Origin of the sequence: Salinicola sp. JS01 (genome assembly GCF_030284585.1) — a bacterium.
Taxonomy (GTDB): Bacteria; Pseudomonadota; Gammaproteobacteria; order Pseudomonadales; family Halomonadaceae; genus Salinicola.
The window spans coordinates 680,952-704,927 of sequence record NZ_CP127244.1 but is presented as its reverse complement, the minus strand read 5'-3'; the positions used below and the strand labels follow the sequence as shown (position 1 = coordinate 704,927).

The following is a 23,976-nucleotide window of genomic DNA, read 5'->3' as shown; positions in this document are numbered from 1 at the left end:
GGGCGTCGCCGGGTATCAGGCTGCGGCATCGTCGCTCTCCTGCAGCTCGAACAGCGACAGGCTGCGCGTGGCGACCCGATACTCGCTGCCGATCTCGCAGCTCACGTCCGCCGCCGCCGGGTCGAAGGTATCGATGCGCCGCACCCAGGCCCTGCCGCCCGGCACCGCCGGCAGCACGAAATCGCAGTCGGCGTCGCTGGCATTGAGCGCCAGCAGCACCGTGATGTCGTTGCCGAGGCGGCAGATACCGGTGGGCTGGGCGTGACCGTTGAGAATCACCCCGATCGCCTTGGCCTCGGCATCGTGCCAGTTGTCGACCGTCATCTCCTCGGCCGCCGGGGTGAGCCAGGTGACGTCCTTGATATCGAGCGTCTCGTTGCGCTTGCCATTCATGAAGCGGCCACGCTGCAGGATCGGGTACTGGCGGCGCAAGCGGATCAATTGCTGGGTGAAGGCGAGCAGCTCGCGCCCCTCGTCGGAGAGATTCCAGTCGACCCAGCCGATCTCGCTATCCTGGCAATAGGCGTTGTTGTTGCCACCTTGGGTGCGCGCGAACTCGTCGCCGGCCAGCAGCATCGGCGTACCCTGGGAAAGAATCAACGTCGCCAGCAGGTTGCGCATCTGACGCATACGCAGCGCGCGGATCTCGGCGTCGTCGGTCTCGCCCTCCACGCCGTGGTTCCACGATACGTTGTCGTCATGCCCGTCGCGGTTATCCTCGCCGTTGGCCTCGTTGTGCTTGTCGTTGTAGCTGACCAGATCGCGCAGGGTGAAGCCGTCGTGGGCGGTGATGAAGTTGATCGACGAGAACGCCTTGCGCCCGCGGTGATCGAACAGATCGGCGGAGGCGGTGAGACGATTGGCGAAGGCCGCCAGACGCCCCTCGTCGCCGCGCCAGAAGGCGCGCATGTCGTCACGGAAACGGTCGTTCCACTCCGCCCAGCCGGGCGGGAACTTGCCCACCTGATAGCCGCCGGGGCCGCAGTCCCAGGGTTCGGCGATCAGCTTGCACTGCGACAGCAGCGGGTCCTGGCGGCAGGCGTCGAGGAACCCGCCGCCCTCGTCGAAACCATCGGCCTCGCGCCCCAGAATGGTCGCCAGGTCGAAACGAAAGCCGTCGACCCGCATCTCCTGGGCCCAGTAGCGCAGCGAGTCGGTGACCATTTGCAGCACCCGTGGGTGCGATAGATTGAGGGTGTTGCCGGTGCCGGTATCGTTGATGTAGTGGCGCCGCTCATCGGGCATCAGGCGGTAGTAGGAGGCGTTGTCGATGCCGCGCAGCGAGAGCGTCGGCCCCATCTCGTTGCCCTCGGCGGTGTGGTTGTAGACCACGTCGAGCAGCACCTCGATGTCGGCGGCGTGGTAGCGCGCCACCATCTGCTTGAACTCGCTGATGTTCTCGGTCGCCATATAGCGCGGGTGCGGGACGAAGAAGGCCAGGGTGTTGTAGCCCCAGTAGTTGTGCAGCCCATTCTCCTGCAGGTGACGGTCGTCGGCAAAGGCGTGGATCGGCATCAGCTCCAGCGACGAGATGCCCAGCGCCTTGAGATAGTCGATCACCTCCGGCACTGCCAGTCCCGAGAAGGTACCGCGCAGCTCCTCGGGTACCGCCGGGTGGCGCATGGTGTAGCCGCGCACATGGGTCTCGTAGATCACGGTGTCGCTCCACGGCACCAGGATCTCGGTCGAGCGGCCCCAGGTGAAGGCAGGGTCGATCACCCGACAGCGCGGCATGAAGGGCGCACTGTCGCGCTCGTCGAAACTCAGGTCGCCCTCCTCGTGACCGATGGTGTAGCCGTAGAGCGCATCGTCCCATACCAGCTCGCCCACCAGCTGCTTGGCATAGGGGTCGATCAGCAGCTTGTTCGGGTTGAAGCGGTGCCCGGCCTGCGGGTCGTACGGGCCGTGCACGCGATAGCCGTAGAGCTGGCCCGGCCGCGCGTCGGGCAGGTAGCCGTGCCACACCTCGTCGGTGTACTCCGGCAGCGAGATACGCTCGACCTCGTGCTCGCCACTTTCATCGAACAGGCATAGCTCGACCCGAGTGGCGCTGGCCGAAAACAGCGCGAAGTTGACGCCCAGGCCGTCCCAGGTCGCGCCCAGCGGATACGGCAGCCCTTCCTGGATACGCGAACTCTGCACCACGCCCCCCTGGATCGCGATGCCGCTGCTCTCTGCCTCTCCGCCGCGCAGGTCGACCTCGAACCGGGCGCCATTGTCGTACTCATTCTGTCTCATGCATGACTCTCCGGGAGAACCTTGGGCGTTGTCTGGATACTGCCTGTACGGGTCGACTCGACGGCCAGCGTCGTGACGATCGGGTGCGTCTCGATCTCGGCCTGAATGTCGTCAGCCTCAGGCGCCGTCGTCGGGCTTGCGTGGCTTGCGCGCGCGCGGCGTCTTGGGCTTGGCCGAGGCATCGGACGCCGGCTTGGCTGCGGGCTTCTTGGCTGCGGGCTTCTTGGCGCTAGGCTTGCGCGGCGCGGGCTTCGCCGGCGACTGGACCGGATGCACCTCGACGCCGGTGTCCTCCTCCTTCAGCGCTTCGGTCTCGGGATCGTCCAGCGGCAGACGCTGCTCGTCGATACCCTGCTCGTCGGCCTCCAGCGGCAGCTCCTCGCCCTCGAAGATGGGCGACTCCTCGTGTGCCGGCTCCCACGTCTGCTCCTCCTCGCGCGCGTTCTCGGCCTCGACGATGCGCTCGGCCATGGCCCAGTGGCGCGCTTCCTGCCCCTCCGGTCGTCCTTCCGACTCCCAGATCCGGTAGGCCAGCATTCTGACTCTTTGCTCACGGTTGCTCATGACGATCTCTCCCTAAACGAATTGACGAAAATGAGGCGATCCCTGCCTCGCGGTGATCATGGGTCGGTGGCCGACCCGCTCTTCAAGCGTAGCGGCTCCAACGCAGGAGGCCGCCCTCATGGCGTCGCGGCTGCCGGCGTGGCGTGCCACAGCCAGGCGCCACAGGGGAAATCGGCCAGGTGGGTCGAAAGCGCCAGACCATCGGCTGGCGCGGAGGTCGCGTTCAGACACGCCACCCCGGTACCTTCGAGCCCCAGCGCGGCGAGTTCGACGCGAGTATCTCCCCACCCCAGCGTCGTGCCATCGGCCGCGCCCAGCAGCGCCCGCGGCAGGCGCGGCACCACCAGCACCAGGGTGGCGTCAGCGCTGCGCCGGGCCAGCGCGATGACATGCTCGGCGCGCTGGCCGGTGACCCCGAGAGGCATATAGTCGCCGTCGAGAAACAGCGCCGGCCACTCGGCGCGCAGTGCCAGCAGGCGACGGATCAGCGTCTGCTTGACCGCGCCATCGCGCCACCGCGCCCAGGCCGCCGTCGGCGTGGCATCAGCCTCGAGCGCCGCACGCCGCGCGGGCATATCCACCGGGCGGCGGTTGTCCGGATCGACCAGCGACTGGTCCCAGAACTCGGTGCCCTGATAGAGATCCGGTACCCCCGGGGCACACAGCTTGAGCGCGGCCTGGGCCAGACCGTTGATCGCCCCGGGCAGGTCGAGCACCGCCGCCAGCGCCGCCAGCTCCAGGGTCAGCTCGCCGCCATCCAGGGCGCGCTGTAGCGCTGCTGCCGCGGCTTCCTCATAGGCCGCATCGGGGGCCAGCCAGTGGCTGTGCAGCTTGGCCTCGCGCAGCGCCTTCTGCTGCCACGCCATCACCCGCTCGGCAAACGCCGCCAGGCCGTCGCGGTCATCGGCCGGAAGATTCAGCGGCCAGGCCGCCAGCAATATCTGCAACAGCATCAGACGATCGCCACCGCTGACGCCCGCCGCGCCCAGGCGCGCATCGTCAGCGAGCTCACGCAGGCGCGGGATCAGATCCTGGCACTCGCTCAGTGCGGCCAGGCGTGCGCGCACGTCCTCCCCACGCTTGTGGTCATGGGTCGCGGTGGCCAGCAGGTTTTGCGGGAAGCGCGCCAGGCGCGCGCGGTTGGCCGCATGCAGCCGGGCCACCGGGTAGGCGAAGTGGGCCCCCTCGCAGCCGACGTCGTTGCGCGACAGGAGCACCGCGCTGCGATAGCCGGCGGTATCTTCCACCGCCTTGGCCGCCAGCGGCGAGGTGAGCTGCTGGAAGGTAGCGATGGCGCGCAGACGCAGCGCCTGCTCGGGCGCCTCGAGCGTCTCCGGGGCGACCCCGCCGAGCCAGTCGTCGAGGGTCGCCAGCCAGACGGCGTCGGCCGCACTGAGCCGGGCGCGGGCGCTCTCGAGAGCGTGGTCGAAATCGGCGGCGTCGGCCTGCGGGCGGCCGTGGCGATCGGCGTAGCTGCGATAGACCGGATAGCCGATCGCCAGCGCGCCGAGCACGCGGCGCAGCGCAGGCTCGCTCAGCTCGCGCGTCGCCGGCAGGTGGCGCGCCAGGGCGCAGAGGGCGGCGATACAGCGCTCGAACTCCGCGCATAGCGGGCCGGCCAGCATCTCGCGACGGGCAGCGGCGACCTCGGCGGCGAAGTCGCCGCTGCGTCCGCTCACCTCGCGCCACAGCGCGGCGAACGGCGCCTCCCCCGCGGGGTCGTGCTGCACGCCGGAGACCACGTCGAGAAACTCGTAGCCGGTGGTGCCATCGACACCCCAGTCGCTGTGCAGCGCTTCGTGGCCGGCGAGAATCTTCTCCACGTAGAGCGGGATGCGCGTCTCATCGCGCTCGGCGGCGATGGCATCCAGACGCTCGCGCAGACGCTGCGCATAGCCGCGTGGATCGACCAGGCCATCGATATGATCGACACGCAGACCGTCTATCCAGCCCCGCGCCACCAGCCCCAGCACGGTGTCGTGGCACAGCGCGAACACGCGTGAATCCTCGACGCGCACCCCGGCCAGCTCGGTGATATCGAAAAAGCGCCGCCAGTTGAGCGCATCGTTGGCGCTGCGCCAGTAGGCCAGCCGATAGGCCTGACGTTCGAGCAGCCCGTGCAGCCGCGCGCGGCCGCTCTCGTGACGGCTGTCGAACGCCGCCAGTGCTGCCTGTACGGCGTCGGGCTCTGCGGCTTCCGACTCGAACGTCTCGACCCCACCCAAGGCGAACAGCGCCGCGCTGTGGGCCGGATCGATGGGGAAGCGGTGCTCGTGATAGCGCACCTCGAAGCGCTGCGCCGCCGCCGACCAGTCAAGCGTCAGCTCGCCCGCGGCGAGCACGTCCACATAGCGCTCGCCCAGCAACGGCAGCAGCAGCTTGCCGTCGAGATCGGCGCGGCCCCAGTCGACGTCGAAGCAGTCGGCGAACTCGCTGGCGCGGCCGCGGGCGAGCATGTCCTGCCACCAGGGATTGTCCGCACCGATCGCCAGATGGTTGGGCACGATGTCGGCGACGATGCCCATGCCGCGGGCGTGCAGCGCCTCGACCAGTGCCGCCAGCTCCGCCTCACCGCCCAGCTCGGGATCGATGCGGGTCGGGTCGACGCCATCGTAGCCGTGGGTCGAGCCGGGCCGCGAGGTCAGAATCGGTGAAAGATAGTAGTGGCTGACGCCGAGCGCGGCGTAGTAGTCGACCTGATCGCGCGCGGCGGCAAAGTCGAACCCGGCGTGCAGCTGTAGCCGCACCGTAGCCCGGATCGGTCTCATGATGACACTCCTTGTCGTGACCCGGCGTGACCGCGCAGGTCGTGTATCTGCGCCAGGCGGCGCCGCAACGCATCCTGAGTCACCAGTTGCGCCATCGGCAGCGGTAGCCGGCGACGCCAGTTGGGGTGTTCATCCACGGTCCCGGGCAGATTGGGCTGCTCGGTCAGTGCCAGCAGATCCTCCAGCGGCAGCAGGGCCAGCGGGGTCGGGGTGGCGGCGATATGGCCGAGCGCGGCATCCACCACCGTGGCCGGCGCGGCCGTCTCGGCGATGCCACAGACCGCGGCAAGCCGCGCCCGGTCACGCTGGCGCTCGGCATCGAGGGCGGCCCGGGTCTCACCCTCGCCGAATAGCCCCAGCCGTTCGCGCCAGTCGAGATCACGCCCCTGCCACCAGCCGGCCACCGTCGGCAGATCATGGGTGGTGGTGGTGGCCAGCACGCCCTGACGCCACGCCGAGGCGGCCAGGAAGTCGTCGCCGTCGCGTTCGAACCAGAGCACGCCGATACCCAGCACCCCGCGGCTGGCGAGCTTGTCGCGCAGCCCCGCCTCCACCGTACCCAGGTCCTCGCCGATCACGATCGCGCGATGGCGCCAGGATTCGAGTGAGACCAGTCGCAGCAGATCGTCGAGGGGGAAGCGCAGATAGGCGCCGTGGTCGGCGGGTTCGCCCTGGGGGATCAGCCACAGCCGCGAGAGCCCCAGAATATGGTCGATACGCAGGCCGCCGGCATGGGCGAAACCGGCGCGCAGCATGGCGATGAAGCCTTGATAGCCGGAGTGCACCAGCCCACTCGGTGAGAACGCCGCCACGCCCCAGTCCTGGCCGCGGGCATTGAACGCATCCGGTGGCGCACCGACGCTGAACTCGGTCAACAGCTCACCGGGGAAACTCCACGCCTGGCTACCACAGGGGTCGACCCCCACCGCCAGATCGGCGATCAGACCGATCGCCATGCCGGCCTCGCATGCGCGCTGCTGCACCCGCTCGAGCCCGGCGGCCATCAGCCACTGCAGAAAGGCGGCAAACCGCACCGCCTCGACATGACTGTCGGCGAAGGCTTCCACCTCGGCGCTACGCGGATCGCGCCACGCCGACGGCCAGTGTCGCCAATCGCGCTCCTGGGCTTCGGCCTGGAGCACCTCGAAGCGACAGTGGCGCTCGAGCGCCTCTCCGCCCTGCTCGCAGAAGGCCTCGAACTGCGCCTGCCAGTGCTGGGTCTCCTCGGCTTCCATCACATGATGGTAAAGGCGCTCGAGCTGCGCCTGCTTGAGCGCGACGCTGGCCGGCCAGTCGATCAGTGCCGCCTGCGAGCGCTGGGCCAGCGCCGCGCGATCCGGCGCTGCCGCCCAGGCCACGGTGGCGGCATCGAAGACGCATTCGGGGGCCGCGTGCCAGACGTTGTAGAACAGCCGGCTGGAGGGGGCGTAGGGGCTGTAGCGCTGGGGGTCGGCCGCGAACAGGGCATGGATCGGGCTGACGGCCACCGCATCCGCGCCCTGCTCGGCAAGCCCGGCGCACAGCTCGTCGAGCGCTTGCAGATCGCCAATCCCGGTATCGCCCTCGCGCCTGAGCGAATAGAGCTGCACCGCCACGCCCCAGAGCCGTGCCGCAGCCCCCTCGGCGCGCACGTCGGCGGGCGTGAAGCAGCGCGCAGGGGCTACCGCCAGGGTCCGCGTGAGCCGCTCGCCGCTACTACCAGATAGGGTCAGGCGGTGGTAGCCGCAGGCGTCGATCGGCGGCAGACAGCCCGCCGCATCGAGCTCACCGCCCAGCGTCTCACCGCTCTCCAGACGCAGGGTGAAGCCGAGCCCTGCGGCCTGGACGAGCGGCAGCGGGAAAGCCACATCGGCATCGGCGATCAGCAGCGACGGCAGCGCAGGCCAGGTGTAGGGCGCGCTCTGCGCGCGCCAGCGGGCGAGGCTCTCGCTCACCTCGACGGCATCTGCCGCTGGCCACCCCAGCCGCGTCAGCATCTCACGCTGGCGCGCGGCATCGAGCGTACAGGTGCTGCCGTCGCTGGCTTCCCACTCGAGAACCAGCCCGACCGCTTCGGCCAGGGTCCGCAGTGAGGCGTCTTCGGTGGCGTGCGCGCTCATGGCGTGCTCTCCCGAGCATCCAGCCACACCGCGCAGCGCCGCGCCGGCAGCTGCCCGGCGCTCAGCGCCGCGCTCACGTCGGCGTGCGAGGCAGCCAGCAGCGGTGCCGAAACGGCGAGACTCACCGCGGCCTGCCCCAGATTGATAGCGATACGCAGGGTACTGCCGTCGCCCAGCTGCCAACAGGCATCCACCGCGGCCTCACCGATCACCTCGCTGCCCTTAGCCCGGGCACCGGCCAGGCGCGGCACCACCCAGGCATGGCGCAATCCCAGCCAGGCGGTGAAGCGCTCGCGCTGAGCGCGATGCTCGGGACGCTCGGCCTCGGCCATGTCGAGACAGGCAGCGGTGAAGGTGCTCTGGGCATTGGGATCGGGGATGCGCTCGCGCTGGGCCGGATCCTCGAAGGCAGCGAACTCGGCGAACTCACGCCGGCGCCCCTCGCGCACCGCATCGGCCAGCGCATCGCGATGGTCGGTGAAGAACAGAAAAGGCCGCCGCGAGCCCCACTCCTCGCCCATGAACAGCAGTGGAATCTTGGGCGACAGCAGCAGCAGCAGCGTGGCGGCGGCGAGGGCGTCGGCATCGGCCAGTTGACTCAGGCGCTCGCCGAGAGCGCGGTTGCCGATCTGGTCATGATTCTGCAGAAAGTCGATGAAGGCTGTCGGCGCCAGCCCGGCGCTTGGCTCACCGCGCGATTCGCCCTTGCGCGTGGCCTGCCCCTGAAAGACGAACCCCTCGCCCATCGCGGTGGCGAGCTTGGTCGTGGCGTCGCCGACGAAATCGGCGTAATAGCCCTGCGACTCGCCGGTCAGCAGCACATGCATCACGTTGTGCCAGTCGTCGGCCCACTGGGCGCTGTAGGCGTCACCGCCGAGCAGGCTCGCCTGGTTGTGCTCGTTCTCCAGCATCAGATGCACGTGACGCGCGCCGCCGGCTCGCGCCCGCAAAGTCGCGGCCATCTCGAGCAGGAAGTCGCGGTCGCCGATGGCGTGCACCGCATCGAAGCGCAGGCCATCGACGCGATAGTCGAGCAGCCACATCAGCGCATTGTCGATGAAGAAACGGCGCACCTGAGGGCGCCGGAAATCGATCGCCGCGCCCCAGGGCGTGCTGACGTCGTCCCGGAAGAACGCCTCGGCATAGTGGGGTAGATAGTTGCCGTCGGGTCCGAAGTGGTTGTAAACGACGTCGACGAACACCATCAGACCATGGGCGTGGATGGTGTCCACCAGCGCCTGGAACGCCTGCGGGGTACCGTAGTAGGAGGCCACGGCGTAGGGCTGCACGCCGTCGTAGCCCCAGTTGCGATTGCCCGGACACTCGGCCAGCGGCATCAGTTCGATCGCCGTGACCCCGAGCTCGACCAGCGCCGGCAGCCGCCGCTCGAGCCCGGCCATGCCGCCGATGGCGCCGAGATGCACCTCGTAGATCACGCTCTCTTCCCAGGGGCGACCGCGCCAGTCCGGCTGCTGCCAGACGTAGGCGCCGGGGTCGACCACCAGCGACCAGCCGTCGACCCCGTCGCGCAGCGCCCGCGACGCAGGGTCGGGCACCGCGAGCCCGGTGTCGTCGTCAGCGACGAAGACGCGGTAGCGGTAAGCGCTGCCCACCGCGCAGTCGAGCCGGGCGACGAACTCGCCTGCCTCGGCCTGTGCCATCGTGACCGGCGCCTGCCCTTCGCACTCCAGCATCACCCGCACGGCACTCGGCGCCCAGAGGCGGAAGCTGACACCGCCCGCCGGGTCGCAGTGGGCGCCGTAGCGCGGCGCGAAGGTCGCGGCAGCGGCGTCCGACGCAGCAGGAACTGATGGCGCACTCATGGGGTGTCTCCATGCCAGACTTCATGGCGTAGAAAGAGCGTGGCCATCGGTGGCACCGTCAGCGTCAGCGACTGCGCCTGGCCATGACTGGGCTCGGGGCAGGCCCTGAGGGTGCGCCCGTTGCCCACGTTGCTACCGGCGTAGAAGACGCTGTCGCTGTTGAAGATCTCGCGCCAGCGCCCGCCCGCCGGGACACCGAAGCGATAGGTCTGATGCACGCAGGCCTGGAAGTTGCTGACGCAGATCAGTGCCGCGTGGCCGCTGTCGGCATGCCGCGCAAATACCACCACGCTGTTGTGGCCATCGTCGGGCACTAGCCATTCGAAGCCGTTGTCGCCGTCGTCGCGGATCTGCAGCGCCGGCTCGTTGACATAGAGCCGGTTGAGATCGGCCACCAGCCGCAGCATCCCGGCGTGGCGGCTCTCGAACAGCAGCGGCCAGTGGATCGCCTCGGGGAAGTGCTCGGCCAGCACCTGGCCCAGCTCGACGCCCATCCCCAGCCACTTCTCGCCGGGCAGCGCCCACATCATGCCGAGTGCCGCCCGCAGATTGGCGAAACGTTGCCAGGCGTCACCGTGCACGCGTTGGCGCCATGTCCCCAGTGACATCCCCGGCGCCGGCATCTGCCCCAGCAGCGCGCGCCCTCTGGGCGCCGGCGTCAGCGCCGCGATCCACTGGGCGTGATGGCGACAGCGCGACAGCGGCGGACGCGCCAGATAGTCGCTCAACGCCGCCTGCCAGGCAGGCCGGAAAGCCAGGATCACATCGGCACGACCGTCATCGACGAATAGCCGGCAGCAGCCGGCCTGGTACTCGTCGGTCGGCGTGTACACGCCGTCGACGTGCAGCCGACGGCAGCGCTCGAGGCGCTGGGCCGTGCCCGTGGGCTGGCTCACCACCACCCCGACACCCGCGATATGACAGGTTTCGACCACACCGCGGATCGTAGCGTCGCCTTCGTCAAGCAGCGCCGCATCGAAGGCGACATGGGTAAAGCCGAGATCCGCCACGTAGGGCACCAGCTCCTGGATCAGGGCGTCCCAGCGCAGCGGCGGCGAGAAGCGCGAGGCGTACCACTCGGCGGCATCGAGGCAGTAGAAGGCGAGCGGCAGATCCCCCTGGTGGCGCGCCCCGCGTACCCGCATCCAGTCGCCGTCGTCCCAGCGCCAGTCGCTGTCGTCGGGTACCCCCGGCGGAGGCGCCATCGACGCCATCAGCCACCAGCGCAGGGCACCGAAATCATAGGCCGCGGCGGTGGCGGTCGCACCGCTGCCGACGCCACTCATCGGACGCCACCGGGGTAGCTGCCGACAGCGGGCGTGGTCTCCGCCAGCAGCTCGGCGTAGAGCCGGCGATAAGGCACCACGGCCTGACGCCAGTGCAGGCGCCCGGCCATGGCGGCACGGCGCATGGCGTAGAACAGGTCGGTGGCGTGGAACAGGTCGAAGGCACGGCGCAGCGTGGCGCGGTACGCCTCCAGGGTCATCTCGTCGAACAGTAGCCCATTGATGCCGTCCTGAATGGTGTCGGCAAGACCGCCGGTACGGTGGGCGATCGGCAGCGAGCCGAAGCGCTGGGCGTAGAGCTGGCTCAGGCCGCAGGGTTCGAAGCGTGACGGCATCAGCAGGAAGTCACTGCCGGCATAGATCTGGCGCGCCTCGCCCTCGTCGAAACCGATATTGACCCCGATCTGGCCGGGATAGCGCGCCGCCAGGGCCACCAGGGACTGCTCGATGGCATATTCACCGCGCCCGATCACCACCAGCTGCCCACCGGCACCGACCAGGGTGTCGGCGATCTCGCAGGTGAGATCGAGCCCCTTCTGGGCCACCAGCCGGGAGACCACCGCAAACAGCGGCCCGCCGCTCGGGTCGAGGCCGAACATGCGCCGCACGCGTTGGGTGTTGGCACGCTTGCCGTGCCAGTCGTTGATGCCGAAATTGGGCGACAGATGGGTATCGTGGCGCGGGTCCCAGCGGTCATCGATACCGTTGAGCAGGCCGCTGAGACGCCCCTCGAGGGCGCGCTTGGCGAGCAGCCCATCCAGCCCGCAGCCGAACTCCGGCGTGGTGATCTCGCGGGCGTAGTTGTTGCTGACGGTGGTGACGTGGGAGGCATAGGAGAGTCCCGTTTTCATGAACGAGAGCTGGCCGTAATACTCGACGCCATCGATGTGGAAGGCGCTCGGCGGGATGCCCAGGGGCTCCAGACGATCGGCCCCGAACACCCCCTGGTAGGCAAGATTGTGGATGGTGTAGACCGAAGGCACGTAGCGCCGCCCGAGCCAGCGGACATAACCGGCAGCGAGCCCGGTGGCCCAGTCGTTGAGATGCAAAAGATCCACCTGCCACCCGAGCAGCGTGGGATCGTTGACGATCTCGGCGGCGGCCAGGGCCAGACGCGCGAAGCGGATGTCGTTATCGGCCCAGCCGACGCCAAAGTCGTCACCGTAGGCGTTGCCATCCCGATCGTAGAGCGACGGGCACAGCACCAGATAGACGATCAGCCCGTCATCGCACACCAGGCGTCCGATCTCACAGGCCGGCAGTGCGTGACTGGCGGGTAGCTGCGCCACCTTTACGATAGGCTTGCCGGCGCTCAGGATCTGCCGGTAGCCGGGCATCAGTACGCGCACATCGTACCCCGGCTTCAGCGCACGCGGCAGCGCCGCGGAGACATCGCCGAGCCCGCCCGCCTTGATGAAATCGGCGATCTCGGTGGTGACGAACAGCACGCGCCGGTCGCGCCCGGGGGCGACCGGCCGCAGTCGCGGCAAGGACGTCTGCGTACTCGACCCGTGCGGCACGGAGTCACGGGAGTGAGGCCGCTCGCTCGGGTCATCGTGTTGGGCTCTTCTTCCCTGAACCGCGGCCTTTACCATGTAAAGCCTCCCGAAAACCTGCGTCAGCCTGCATTGACGACCTGGGCCGCACCCTGATCCTGCGCGCTCGCGCCTGCCACCTGCGATAACCGGTGTTAACCCCTCGAACGCGAGGCGCGAGCCAGACCAATAGCGCATTGACGTGACACCTTGACGATGCCAGCACGATGCGGCCTGTTCTAGGTATACGGCAGCACCCGGGTGAGCGTCAAAACGTCTTTTCGCCTGCCTCATCGGCCTGCGTGGTGCGGGCAAGAAAAAAGGCAACCTCACTGTGAGGTTGCCTCTATTTCAAGGTAGTCGATATGGCGTTCGACGTGATCGCGAATGCGTCATCGTCAGCGCCGCGCGCGTCAATCAACGCGCCGGCGCTGTCTTACACGCGCTGACTCACGTGCGCTGTCTCAAGAGCGCTGTCCGTCGGCATCAGCGTCCTCGTGCTGGCGCTTGAGCTTGGCGCTGAGCCACAGCGTCACGCGCATGATCAGCACATAGGCCGCCGGCACGAACACCGTCGCCAGCAGGGTGATCGAGATCATGCCGCCGACCACCGGTGTGCCGATCTGATGCCGACTCGCCGCACTGGCCCCGGAGGCGAGTGCCAGCGGCAGGGTGCCGCCGATGAACGCCAGCGAGGTCATGACGATGGGGCGGAAACGCTGGCGTGCCGCCACCTTGGCCGCTTCGATCACCGAGAGCCCGGCGTGCTTGCGCTGCTGCTCGGCGAACTCGACGATCAGAATGGCGTTCTTGGCCGCCAGCCCCACCACCACGAGTAGCCCCACCTGCAGGTAGACGCTGGTGCTGAGCCCCGCGAGCTGCACCGCCAGGATGGCACCGATGAAGGCGAACGGCACCGCCGAGACCACCGCCAGCGGCAGCGTCCAGCTCTCGTACTGGGCGGCCAGGATCAAGAACATCATGACCACGCCGAAGGAGAGCGCCAGGGTCGCCGCGGTGCCCACGTTGGCCTGCTGATACGCCTCCCCGGACCAGCCCATGGCGTAGTCGGAGCCCAGCGTCTGTGCCACCACCTCCTGCATCGCCTGGACCGCCTGGCCCGAGCTGTAGCCCGGCGCCGGCCCACCGGCGAACTGGGCCGCCGGGTAGACGTTGTAGCGCTGGAGTACCGTGGGCGCATTTCCGCGGGTCAGCGTGACCAGCTCGGAAAGCGGAATCCGCTGGCCATCGCCACCGCGCACGTAGACCTTGCTGATGTCTTCCGGGTTGCGCCGGAAGTCATCTTCCGACTGCAGATAGACCTGGAAGTTACGGCTGGACCGCGTGAAATAGTTGACGAAGGCGCTACCGAAGGTGCTTGCCAGGGTGGTGTTGAGATCGGAGATATCCACACCCAGACTGCGCACCTTGTCGGTATCCACGGTGGCGCGATAGACCGGCACGTTGACGTCCAGGGTCGAGAACGCCTGGCCGATCTCGGGGCGCTGATTGGCCGCCTGCATGACCTTACCGGCCGCCGCCGCCAGCTGCTGCGGCGAGTCGCCGCCGTAAGACTGCAGGTAGCCGGTGAAGCCGCCGGTGGGCGATAGCCCCTGGATCGGCGGCATGTTGAAGGCCATCGTCTGGCCACCCTGGATCTGGGCCCCGATCTGCATGATCTTGCCGATCAGTTGATCCGCAGTCACGTCGCGCTGCGACCACGGCTTCATGGTGACGAAGACCGTACCCTTGGCGGTGTTGGCCGAGCTCGACAGGATATCGAACCCAGGGATGCCGACCACGTAGTTGATCCCCGGCACCTCTTCACGCAAGCGCGTGCTCAGTTCCTGGATATAGGCGTCGGTGCGCGACATCGAGGAGCCCGCCGGCAGCGACACCGAGGCCAGCGCCACGCCCTGATCCTCGGTGGGCAGCAGGCCGCTGGGCAACTGGGCGTAGATCACCCACGACAGCACGCCGACCCCGACCAGCCCAACCACCACCAGCCACAGCTGATGAATGAGGAAATTGGTGATCGCCATGAACAGGTCGGTGACCTTCTCGAAGCCCTTGTTGAACCACGCGAAGGGCTTCTTGATCGCGCGCACGATCCTGGATTCGCGAATACGCTGATGGTTCTGCAGGAAGATCGCGCTGATCGCCGGCGTGAACGACAGTGCCACCAGCGCCGAGATCGCCACCGAGATGGCGATGGTGATCGCGAACTGCTGATACATCTGCCCGGTCAGACCGCCCATGAAGCCCACCGGCACGAACACCGCGGTCATGATGAACGAAGTCGCGATGACCGCGCCGGAGACCTCTTTCATCGCCTCCAGCGCGGCGCTGAAGGGCGTGGCCTCCTCGTCCTCCTGCATGATGCGTTCGACGTTCTCGATCACCACGATGGCGTCGTCGACCACGATCCCGATCGCCAGGATCATCCCGAACAGCGACAGCAGGTTGATCGAGAAGTCGAGCAGATACATCCCGGCGAAGGTACCCACCACCGAGATCGGCACCACTGACATCGCCACCAGCGTCGAGCGCCAGCTCTGCAGGAACACGAACACGATCACCGCCACCAGCAGCAGCGCCTCGATGAAGGTGTGCTCGACCGAATTCACCGAGGCGTCGATGAACAGCGTGGTGTCGTAGGGGATCTCGTAGTCCAGCCCCGGCGGGAAGCGCTGCTTGAGCGTCGCCATCTCGCTCTTGACCTCACGCGCCACATCGAGGGCATTGGCCCCGGGCTGGAGGTAGATGGCGATGGGTGCGATCGGCTTGTTGTTGACGTAGCCCTGGATGCCGTAGGTGTTCTTGCCCAGCTCGACCCGGGCGACATCGCTCAAGCGCAGCGAAGAGCCGTCGGGATTGGTGCGCAGCAGAATGTTGCGGAACTGATCGACGCTACTGAAGCGCCCTTCCGTGGTGATGGTGTAAGTGTAAGGCGAAGGATCGCTCTGCGGCTCGGCGCCGATCTTGCCCGCGGCCACCACCGCGTTCTGCGCGCGGATCGCCGACGACACCTCGGCTGGCGTCAGGTCGTACTGCGCCAGCTTGTCCGGGTCGAGCCAGATGCGCATGGCGAATTCCTGACTGCCGAGCACCTCGGCTTGCCCCACCCCCGGTAGCTGCTTGAGCGCATCGGTGATGTTGATGTTGGCGTAGTTGGTCAGGTAGAGCGAGTCATAGGCATCGCTGGCCGAGGTGACGGCGACGAACATCAACACGCTGGAGGCGCGCTGCTCCACCGTAACGCCCTGGGACTGGACTTCGCTGGGAAGCTTGGATAGCGCCTGCTGCACCCGGTTGTTGACGTTGATCTGCGCCGTCTGCGGGTTGGTCCCGATCTTGAAGTAGACGCTCATCGACATCTGACCGCTGTCGGAGCTCGACGAGGTCAGATAGATCATGTTCTCGGTGCCGTTGATCTCCTGCGCCAGGGTCGAGGCGACGGTGTCGGAGACCGTCTGCGCGCTGGCGCCAGGATAGGTCGCCGAGACGCTGATCGTCGGTGGCACCACCTGCGGGTACTGCTCGATCGGCAGGGTCCGCATCGCCATCAGACCGATCAGGATGATGATGACCGAGATGACCGTGGCGAAGATCGGGCGCCTGATGAATACGCTGGAGAAATTCATCAGTTGGCTCCGTTCTGGCCGCCATCGGTCTGGCCCTGGGCGCCTTCATTGGCCTGGGCTCCTTCGCCGCCCTCGCCACCCTTGGCGTCGGCCTTCTGCGAGGGGTTCTCGCCGGCCTTGTCCTGGGGCTGCTCTGCGCTGCCGGAGAACGGCTGCGGGTCGATCTTGTCACCGGGCGAGACGCTGCCGATGCCCGAGACCACGACGCGGTCGCCGCTGTCGAGCCCCTGGGTGATGATCTGCCAGTCGCCGGCGACCTCACCCAGCGACACGAAGCGCGCCTCGGCCTTGCCGTCGGCGTTGAGAATGTACACCTGCGGCCCCTTGAGCCCCTCGGTCACCGCCACCGCGGGTACCGCGAAGACGTCATAGCGCTTCACATTGGGCAGCGTGACACGCACGAACTGACCGGGCAGGAACAGACCGTCCTGGTTGCGGAAGGTGGCTTCGGCCTGGACGGTGCTGGTGCTCTCGTCGACCCGCGAGCCGAGGAAGTCGAGCTTACCGGCGAGCTTGAGCGGCTCACGCGTGGCCGAGGCGGTTGACGGCGCGGTGAGCACCGCGGCGTCGGCTTCCTCGGCGTCGTGCTGACGCTGGCGGCGCAGCGCGAAGGCGTCGTCGGCGGGCAGCGAGAAGCGCACCTCGATGGGATTGAGCGGGGTGATCGTCGCCAGCTGCTGAGGCGGCTGCACCAGATTGCCCACGTTGACCTCGCTCAGGCTGATCATGCCGCTGACCGGGGCATTGACCTGGGTGTAACTCAAGTCGATCTGGGCGCTGTCCAGCGCCGCCTTGGCTTGGGCCAGCGACGCCTGGGCGGTGCGCAGATCGGCCTGAGACTGATCGCGCTGCTGCTGGCTGACAGAGTTCTGCTTGTAGAGCCTCGCATAGCGCTCGGCATCGCGCTGCGCGCGATAGAGCTCGGCCTGAGCGCTCTGCACGTCGGCCTGGCGCTGCTCCACGGTCGCCTTGTAGGGGGCGGGTTCGATGGTGAAGAGCTTGTCGCCCTTCTCGACCAGACTGCCTTCCTGGTAGTGACGCGCCTCGAGAATCCCCTCGACGCGCCCCATCACCGTGACCTCCTGATCGCTGCGGATCATGCCCGGATAGGTCTTGGACAGCCCGATATCGCGCGCCTTGACTTCCAGCACCTGGGCTTGTGTCGGCGGCTTCTGCTGCCCCTGCTGCTGGTCACCGGCACTGGATGACTCGTCACCGCCGCAGGCGGACAGTACGAGCGAGAGCAGTATCGCGCCACCGATACCGATGGGGCGATTCATGAGTGTAGGGCGCATGAGTCTCCGTCCTGGAAAGGGTACCTAAGGGAATGTTGCGAGCTTACAGGCATACATACATGAATGTAAACTTGCCGACGAATGGGGTATTCTCGCGCCAGGGACTCGACGCCACCCAGAAATCACCGCGAAAAAGATCGAGCCACACGCCGCCTTCATCAACGCTCATGACGACACCACCATGCCGAAACGTACCAAGGCCGAGGCCGAAGCCACCCGTGAGGCCCTGCTCGACGCCGCCGAGATCGTATTCCTGGAGCGCGGCGTCTCGCGCGCCTCGCTCGAGCAGATCGCGCGCCAGGCCGGCATGACCCGCGGTGCCGTCTACTGGCACTTCAAGAACAAGTCCGACCTGTTCCACGCCATGCTCGACCGGGTCAAGATGCCGCTGCGTCAGCTGCTCGACGATGTCGAGGACCCCGAGCGCCCGCACGCGCCGCTGACCAGCCTGCGCCTGGCCAGCCTGCACGCGCTGGAACGGCTGCAGCGCCCGCGCTCCCAGCGTGTGCACACGATTCTCTTCCACCGCTGCGAATCCTCCGGCGACATCGACATGCTGGGACTGCAGAGCGAACTGGCCCAGGAGTGCTACGACACCATGGTCGAGCGCCTCGAACAGGCCCAGCGCGATGGTGCCCTGGGAGAAGGCATCGACCCGCAGATCGCCTGCCGTATGCTGATGTCGATGTTCGGCGGGCTGATGCTCGACTGGCTACGCGACCCAACCCAGTTCTCCCTGGGCGAGATCGGACCGCGCATGATCGAGACCTTCTTCGCGCGCATCGCCCGCCTGCCCCACGAGCCCTGAGCGCAGCGACGCTATCAGATACGTTCGGCTACTTTAGCCGAACCTGAGCCGATGCGCCCGCCCGAAGACAATGTCATCGGGTTCAGCGAGACGTTGCGCGAGTGTCTGCGTCATCGGTGTCTTCCTCACTGTCGTTGGCGGCGCGTTCTTCGTCGCCGGCCTTGCCGCGGCCGCGGTCGAGCTCCTGCTGAAACAGCGACTTGAACTCCTCCATGGCGGCCTTCTCGGTGGCCATCAGCTGCTCGGTGTCGTTGCGGTGGGTATAGGTGTCCTTGAGCAGCTGATTGTCGAAGTCGCGGAAGGTACGTACCGCGTTGATCGCATTGGAGCTCGGGTAGCCCATGCCCTTGAGCACTTCAACACTCATCTCCATGCTCGAGGCGAAGGTTTCGCGCACCACGCCATCCACGCCCTGCTCCATCAGCTTCCAGGCGTGATGGCGGTTGCGCGCACGGGCGTAGACCTTGAGTTGGGGAAAGTGCGTCTTGGCCAAACGCGCGATGGTCAGCGCGGCATGCTCGTCGTTGACCGCAATCACCAGTAACTGCGCCTTGTCGATGCCCGCCGCGCGCAGCAGGTCCAGGCGCGTGGCGTCGGCGTAGAAGATACGCGAGCCGAAGCGGCGGATGAACTCGACCTGGGTGATGTTGGGGTCGAGCGCGGTGAAGGCGATGCCCTGCATCTTGAGCATGCGCCCCACCATCTGGCCGAAGCGGCCGAGACCGGCGATCACCACCGGCGGGGTCTCGTCACCGAAGTCGGTATCGAAGGGGCGCGTCTCCTTGAGCCGGTCGCCCAGCCTCTCGCCCAGTTGGTACAGAAACGGCGTTGCCGCCATGCTCAGCGTCACCGCGGCGATGCACAGGCTGGCGATGCGCTGGTCGATCACCCCGGCGGCAACGGCAGCAGTGAGCAGCACGAAGTCGAACTCGCCGCCCTGGGCGATCACCGTCGCCAGCCGCGGAATCTCCGTGCGCGGCAGCTTCGCCAGCAGCCCGATCGCCGCCAGCACCAGCATCTTGGCCAGGGTCATCGCCAGTGCCAGGCCGATCACCAGCAGTACGTTGTCGACCACCAGCGCGAGATTCACCGACATCCCTACGGCGATGAAGAACAGCCCCAGCAGCAGCCCCTTGAACGGCTCGATATTGGCCTCGAGCTCGTGGCGATACGGGGTATCCGCCAGCATCACCCCGCCGAGAAAGGCCCCCAGCGCCATCGATAGCCCCGCCCACTCCATCGCCAGCGCCATGCCGAGCACCAGAAACAGCGCAGCGGCGGTGAAGATCTCGTGAATGTCACTGCGCGCGATCAGCGCCAGCACCCGCGGAAACACCAGCCGCCCGAACACGATCGCAGCGATCACGATGGCAACGCTGCGCGCCATGATCCAGATATCGTCCGGCGCGGCATCCACGCGCCCGGCGAGAAATGGCAGCAGCGCCAGCAGCGGAATCACCGCCAGATCCTGGAACAGCAGCATGGCGAAGGCGCTCTGGCCGTGGGGGGTGGCCAGTTGGCGCCGCTCGTTGAGCACCTGCAACGCGAAGGCGGTCGACGACAGCGCCAGCGTCAGGCCGAGAAAGATCGCGATGCTCGGCGGCAATCCCAGCAGCAGGCCAATGGGTGTTAGCAGCGCGGCACAGCCGGCGAGCTGCAGCGACCCCAGACCGAACAGGCGCTTGCGTATCGACCACAAGCGTTTGGGCTCCAGCTCGAGGCCGATGATGAACAGCAGCATCACCACGCCGAACTCGGAGAAGTGCAGCACCGTCTCGGGCTCGGAGATGAAGCCGCTCACCGAGGGGCCGGCGATCAGCCCGATACACAGATAGCCCAGGATCGAGCCCAGCCCCAGGCGCTGGAACAGCGGTACCGCGATGATCGCGGCGCCCAGCAGCACGGCGGCTTCAGTGAGAAAATCCATTGCTTGTCGGTCCTCGTCACGGCATGCGCGCCGTCAATCTTCGTTATTCGCCGCGGCGTCATTGCCCGCCGGGGCCTGGCGAAAGGGCAGCCGCCCGCGGCACTGCTCGAGATACGCTTCGACGTAGGCGCGCTCCTCGCGGCAGAACTGTGCCACCGCCTCGCGGAATCCCTCGTGTTCCAGATAGTGCAGCGAACGGCTCAGCGCCGGGGCGAAGCCGCGGGTGAGCTTGTGTTCGCCCTGGGTGCCCGGGTCGAAGCGCGAAAGCCCACGCGCCAGGCAGTGCTCGATACCCTGGTAGTAGCAGGCCTCGAAGTGCAGGAAATCCGCCGCGACCTCGCTACCCCAGTAGCGGCCGTACAGCGCATCATCGCCCTCGAAGCAGAGCGCCGCGGCCACCGCACGGCCATCGATGCTGGCCCTGACCAGCATCATCGCATCGCCCAGGGTGTCGCGCAGCCGGGTGAAGAAATCGAGATTGAGATAGGGATGCTGGCCACGTTCGAGGTAGGTCATGCAGTAGCAGCGATAGAACTGGTCCAGCGCGGCCTCGTCGATCGCCACGCCGCTGAGGCGCTCGAACACGAAGCCCTGCTCCGCCAGACGTCGTCGCTCGCGCCGGATCTCCTTGCGCTTGCGCGAGCTCATGTGGGCGAGAAAGCCCTCGAAATCCCCATAGCCGGCGTCGCGCCAGGTGAACTGTACCGCACAGCGTTCGAGCAGCGGCGCCCCGAAGTCCGCCTGCCATGCCGCCACCTCGGCGTCATCGGCGAACAGCAGATGCCAGCTCTGCATGCCGCTGGCTTGCAGCACCGGCCCCAGCGCCGCAATCACCGCAGCGCGCGACTCATCGGCGACCACGCCCAGGCGCGGCCCACTCGCCGGCGTGAACGGGATCGCCGACAGCGACTTGGGGTAGTAGTCGCCGCCGGCGCGCTCCCAGGCATCCGCCCAGGCCCAGTCGAACACGTACTCGCCGCGTGAGTGCCACTTGGCATAGCGCGGCAGCACCGCCACCAGCCGCGCGCCGCGATAGACCAACAGATGATCCGGCGCCCAGCCGGTCTCGGTGCAGGCGCAGCCGCACGCCTCGAGCGCAGCGAGAAACTCGTGGCGCAGGAACGGGTAGCCCGTACCCACCACCGCGTTCCAGCTGGCCGCCTCCAGCGCCGCCAGGCTGTCGAGCCGCGTCACCCGCAGCGCGTCCTGCGGGGCTTCCTGACGCTCTCCCTGCTGTGCCATATCGACTCCTTCCTCAATATTTGTCGCCCGCGCCACTCGCACCGTCGCGCCGCGCTGACAGCCTAGTCGATAGCCCGCGGGGCGCGGCACCGAAAACGTCGAGAGCCTCCGGCAAGCATGCGATACTCTGGGGCATCGCCAGCGACGCCACGACGATGGATACCATGAACGACCTGTACCCCACCCCGCCGCCAGGCCCCACCAACGTGATGGCGCTGGTCGCCTTCGCGCTCAGCGTGCTCGGCACCCTGGTGCCGCCGGCGGCGCTGGGCGGTGTGGTCTGCGGTCACCTCGCGCGGCGCCAGATCCGCGCGCGCCGGGAGTCCGGCGACAGCTGGGCGCTGGCGGGGCTGATCCTGGGCTATCTGCTGATCCTGCTGTCACTGGCCGGGATTTTGCTGTTCGGCGGCTTCGTCGCGACAATGTTCGGTATCATGGCCTTCATGTAATCGCCGCGAGCGACCCGGAGAGCACCGGCTCAGCGACTCGACCACGCCGTAGACGAGACTTCATGCTAACTTCGCTTCTGGACAACGACTTCTACAAGATCACGATGCAGAACGCCGTGATCAAGCGCTTCCCCTATGCGCAGGCGCGCTACGCCTTCATCAACCGCGGCGAGCACGCCTTCCCCGAGGGCTTCGGCGAGGCCCTGCGCGGTGCGGTCGACGCCATGGCCGAACTCACCCTCGGCGAGGACGAGAAGCGCTATCTCGAGCAGACCTGCCCCTACCTCGACCCCACCTATCTCGATTTCCTCGCCGGCTTTCGCTACAACCCTGACGAGGTCACCATCGTCCAGCACGGCAGCGAGCTGTCGGTGACCATGGAGGGGCTGTGGTATCGCACCATTCTGTGGGAAGTGCCGCTGATGGCGCTGATCAGCGAGCTCTGGTATCGCCTGCGCCAGGTGCCGCGTGACGACGACGCCACGGTCGAGACGCGCACCCGGGGCAAGATCGAGCAGTACCAGCGCCTGGGGCTCAAGATCGCCGAGTTCGGCACCCGGCGACGCTTCTCCTTCGACGTTCAGGATCGTGTGGTAGGTGCCCTGCGCCACCACGGCGGCAGCGCCTTCAGCGGGACCAGCAACGTGATGCTGGCGATGCGCCATGGTGTCAAGCCGATCGGCACCCACGCCCACGAGTGGTTCATGTTCCACGGCGCGCGTTTCGGCTTCAAGATGGCCAACAGCCTGGCGCTGGAGCACTGGGTCGACGTCTATCGCGGCGATCTGGGCATCGCCCTGACCGATACCTTCACCTCGAAGGCGTTCTTCGAGAGCTTCGACAAGAAGTTCGCCAAGCTCTTCGACGGCGTGCGCCACGACAGCGCCGACCCGATCGACTTCGCCTCCCAGACCATCGCCCACTACGAGCGCCTGGGTATCGACCCGCGCAGCAAGACCATCATCTTCTCCGACGCCTTGACCCCGGAGCGGGTCGAGCGGATCCACGCCTTCTGCAAGGACCGCATCGGCATGGCCTTCGGCATCGGCACCAACTTCACCAACGACGTCGGCGCGACACCGATGAACATGGTGATCAAGATGGTCGAGGCGCGTCCGGAGGGGCAGCACTGGCTGCCGGTGGTCAAGCTCTCGGACGTGCCCGACAAGCACACCGGCGACCCGGAGATGATCGCCCTGGCCCAGCGCGTGCTGGCGCTCAATCATCGCACCTGAGCCGAGCCTGCACGTCTTGGGCGCCGCCATTCTTGGACAGCGCCCGCGATCACTCACCGCGGGCGCCGAACGCTACTGGTTGAGCGCCTTGTCCAAGGTCAGCAGCGCCGCCTGCCAGGAGGCCGCGTCCGCCGCCGCGTTGTAGCCCAGCGGCAGGTCGAACTTCTTGGCCAGGGCGTCGGCATCAGGATTGGTAAAGGCGTGGGTCGCCCCCGGGTACTCCACCACGCGCACCTTGGCGCCGTCCTTCTCCAGGGTCGCGGCCATATCGGCCAGCGCCTGCTTGTCGACCAGCGGATCGTCCTGGCCGTTGTAGATTCGCACCAGGCCATCGAACGGCTGCGGCTGGCTCACTGCCTGTGTGGGGCTACCGTGGAAGCTGATCGCGGCGTCGATGGGCATGCCGGCCAGCGCCATGTTCATCACCACGCCGCCGCCGAAGCAGTAGCCCATGGCGGCGATGTGATCGCCATCCACCGCCGGGTGCTGACGCAGCGCTGCCAGCGCCGCGTCGAGCCGCGCCCGCGCCGCCGGCCAGTCCTGCATCACCTGAGCGGAAAACGCCTTGGCATCGTCGGGATGCTGCGCAACCTTGCCATCGCCGTACATATCGACCGCCAGCGCGACGAAGCCCAGCGCCGCGAGCTGATCGGCGCGCTGCTTGATGTAGTCGTTCAGCCCCCACCACTCGTGCACCAGCAGCACCCCGGGGCGCGGCTGGTCGTCACTGGCGTTGTAGGCCAGGTAGCCCTTGTAGGTCTGCCCCCCGGTGGTGTATTCGAAGGTCTCGCCCTGTACATGGGGACCCACGACCTCGTCTGCCCACAGCGGCAGGCTCATCAGGCTGACGAACAAGGCCAGCAGCAGTCGTCCCATCATCGTTCTCCTTGCGTTGACTGCGGGTCGGCAACGCCAGGCGTCGTCATGACGCGCCGCGCCCGATTTCTTTCGTGTTCCGGTTCTTCTCTTATCCTGCTTGTCTTGTCCTGCTTGTCTTGTCCTGCTTGCGGTCGCGATACGCCGTTCACATCACTCCACGACACTCCCCGGCTGCCCAACCGAG

The 23,976-nt window shown here is 67.3% G+C and carries 15 protein-coding genes; 3 read left to right on the top strand and 12 right to left on the bottom strand.

What is annotated here, in order from left to right; translation table 11 throughout:
• Positions 1–15: 15 nt before the first annotated feature.
• The 9 genes from glgX to QO259_RS03300 all read right to left on the bottom strand — a co-directional run bounded on the left by glgX (position 16) and on the right by QO259_RS03300 (position 17,252).
• Positions 16–2,238: a glycogen debranching protein GlgX gene (gene glgX / locus QO259_RS03340; protein WP_285951790.1), complete on the bottom strand. Its 2,223-nt coding sequence runs from the start codon at positions 2,236–2,238 to the stop codon at positions 16–18.
• A 117-nt stretch (positions 2,239–2,355) separates the two neighbouring features.
• The gene (locus tag QO259_RS03335) at positions 2,356–2,802 is read right to left on the bottom strand and encodes a DUF2934 domain-containing protein (RefSeq protein ID WP_285951789.1); all 447 of its coding nucleotides are present in this window, start codon (positions 2,800–2,802) and stop codon (positions 2,356–2,358) included.
• A gap of 116 nt (positions 2,803–2,918) precedes the next feature.
• A complete protein-coding gene (gene treY / locus QO259_RS03330) occupies positions 2,919–5,570 on the bottom strand; it encodes a malto-oligosyltrehalose synthase (protein ID WP_285951788.1) in 2,652 nt (883 codons plus the stop codon).
• Positions 5,567–7,669 (bottom strand): 4-alpha-glucanotransferase, encoded by a 2,103-nt coding sequence (gene malQ, locus QO259_RS03325; protein ID WP_285951787.1) that lies wholly within the window; start codon positions 7,667–7,669, stop codon positions 5,567–5,569. The genes treY and malQ overlap by 4 nt, the downstream gene beginning before the upstream one ends.
• Positions 7,666–9,492, bottom strand: coding sequence for a malto-oligosyltrehalose trehalohydrolase (gene treZ, locus QO259_RS03320; protein WP_285951786.1), 1,827 nt, complete (start codon positions 9,490–9,492; stop codon positions 7,666–7,668). The genes malQ and treZ overlap by 4 nt, the downstream gene beginning before the upstream one ends.
• The gene (locus QO259_RS03315; protein WP_285951785.1) at positions 9,489–10,778 is read right to left on the bottom strand and encodes an alpha amylase C-terminal domain-containing protein; all 1,290 of its coding nucleotides are present in this window, start codon (positions 10,776–10,778) and stop codon (positions 9,489–9,491) included. Before QO259_RS03315 ends, treZ begins: the two co-directional genes overlap by 4 nt.
• Positions 10,775–12,268, bottom strand: coding sequence for a glycogen synthase GlgA (gene glgA / locus QO259_RS03310; protein WP_285951784.1), 1,494 nt, complete (start codon positions 12,266–12,268; stop codon positions 10,775–10,777). The genes QO259_RS03315 and glgA overlap by 4 nt, the downstream gene beginning before the upstream one ends.
• Before the next feature lie 509 nt (positions 12,269–12,777).
• Positions 12,778–15,957, bottom strand: coding sequence for an efflux RND transporter permease subunit (locus QO259_RS03305; protein WP_285951783.1), 3,180 nt, complete (start codon positions 15,955–15,957; stop codon positions 12,778–12,780).
• Entirely contained in the window at positions 15,957–17,252 is a 1,296-nt protein-coding gene (locus QO259_RS03300; protein ID WP_285951782.1) for an efflux RND transporter periplasmic adaptor subunit, read from the bottom strand. The genes QO259_RS03305 and QO259_RS03300 overlap by 1 nt, the downstream gene beginning before the upstream one ends.
• 181 nt (positions 17,253–17,433) lie before the next feature.
• Here QO259_RS03300 and QO259_RS03295 point away from each other — a divergent pair, with 181 nt between their 5' ends.
• Positions 17,434–18,060 carry a TetR family transcriptional regulator gene (locus QO259_RS03295; RefSeq protein ID WP_285951781.1) on the top strand — a complete coding sequence of 209 codons (627 nt, stop codon included), beginning with the start codon at positions 17,434–17,436 and terminating at the stop codon, positions 18,058–18,060.
• Positions 18,061–18,142: 82 nt separating this feature from the next.
• Here the strand turns inward: QO259_RS03295 and QO259_RS03290 are convergent, their stop codons facing one another.
• Entirely contained in the window at positions 18,143–19,987 is a 1,845-nt protein-coding gene (locus QO259_RS03290; protein WP_285951780.1) for a monovalent cation:proton antiporter-2 (CPA2) family protein, read from the bottom strand.
• Positions 19,988–20,020: 33 nt separating this feature from the next.
• Positions 20,021–21,229, bottom strand: a complete 1,209-nt coding sequence (locus QO259_RS03285; protein WP_285951779.1) for a GNAT family N-acetyltransferase — start codon at positions 21,227–21,229, stop codon at positions 20,021–20,023.
• A gap of 164 nt (positions 21,230–21,393) precedes the next feature.
• Between QO259_RS03285 and QO259_RS03280 the strand changes: the two genes are divergently transcribed.
• Both QO259_RS03280 and pncB read left to right on the top strand, forming a co-directional pair.
• On the top strand, positions 21,394–21,678 hold the full coding sequence (locus QO259_RS03280; RefSeq protein WP_233076833.1) for a DUF4190 domain-containing protein: 285 nt from the start codon (positions 21,394–21,396) through the stop codon (positions 21,676–21,678).
• 62 nt (positions 21,679–21,740) lie between these two features.
• Positions 21,741–22,913 carry a nicotinate phosphoribosyltransferase gene (pncB, locus tag QO259_RS03275; protein WP_285951778.1) on the top strand — a complete coding sequence of 391 codons (1,173 nt, stop codon included), beginning with the start codon at positions 21,741–21,743 and terminating at the stop codon, positions 22,911–22,913.
• 72 nt (positions 22,914–22,985) lie between these two features.
• On the opposite strand, the gene QO259_RS03270 is transcribed toward pncB, so the two are convergent.
• Positions 22,986–23,789, bottom strand: coding sequence for a dienelactone hydrolase family protein (locus QO259_RS03270; protein ID WP_285951777.1), 804 nt, complete (start codon positions 23,787–23,789; stop codon positions 22,986–22,988).
• Between the last annotated feature and the right edge of the window lie 187 nt (positions 23,790–23,976).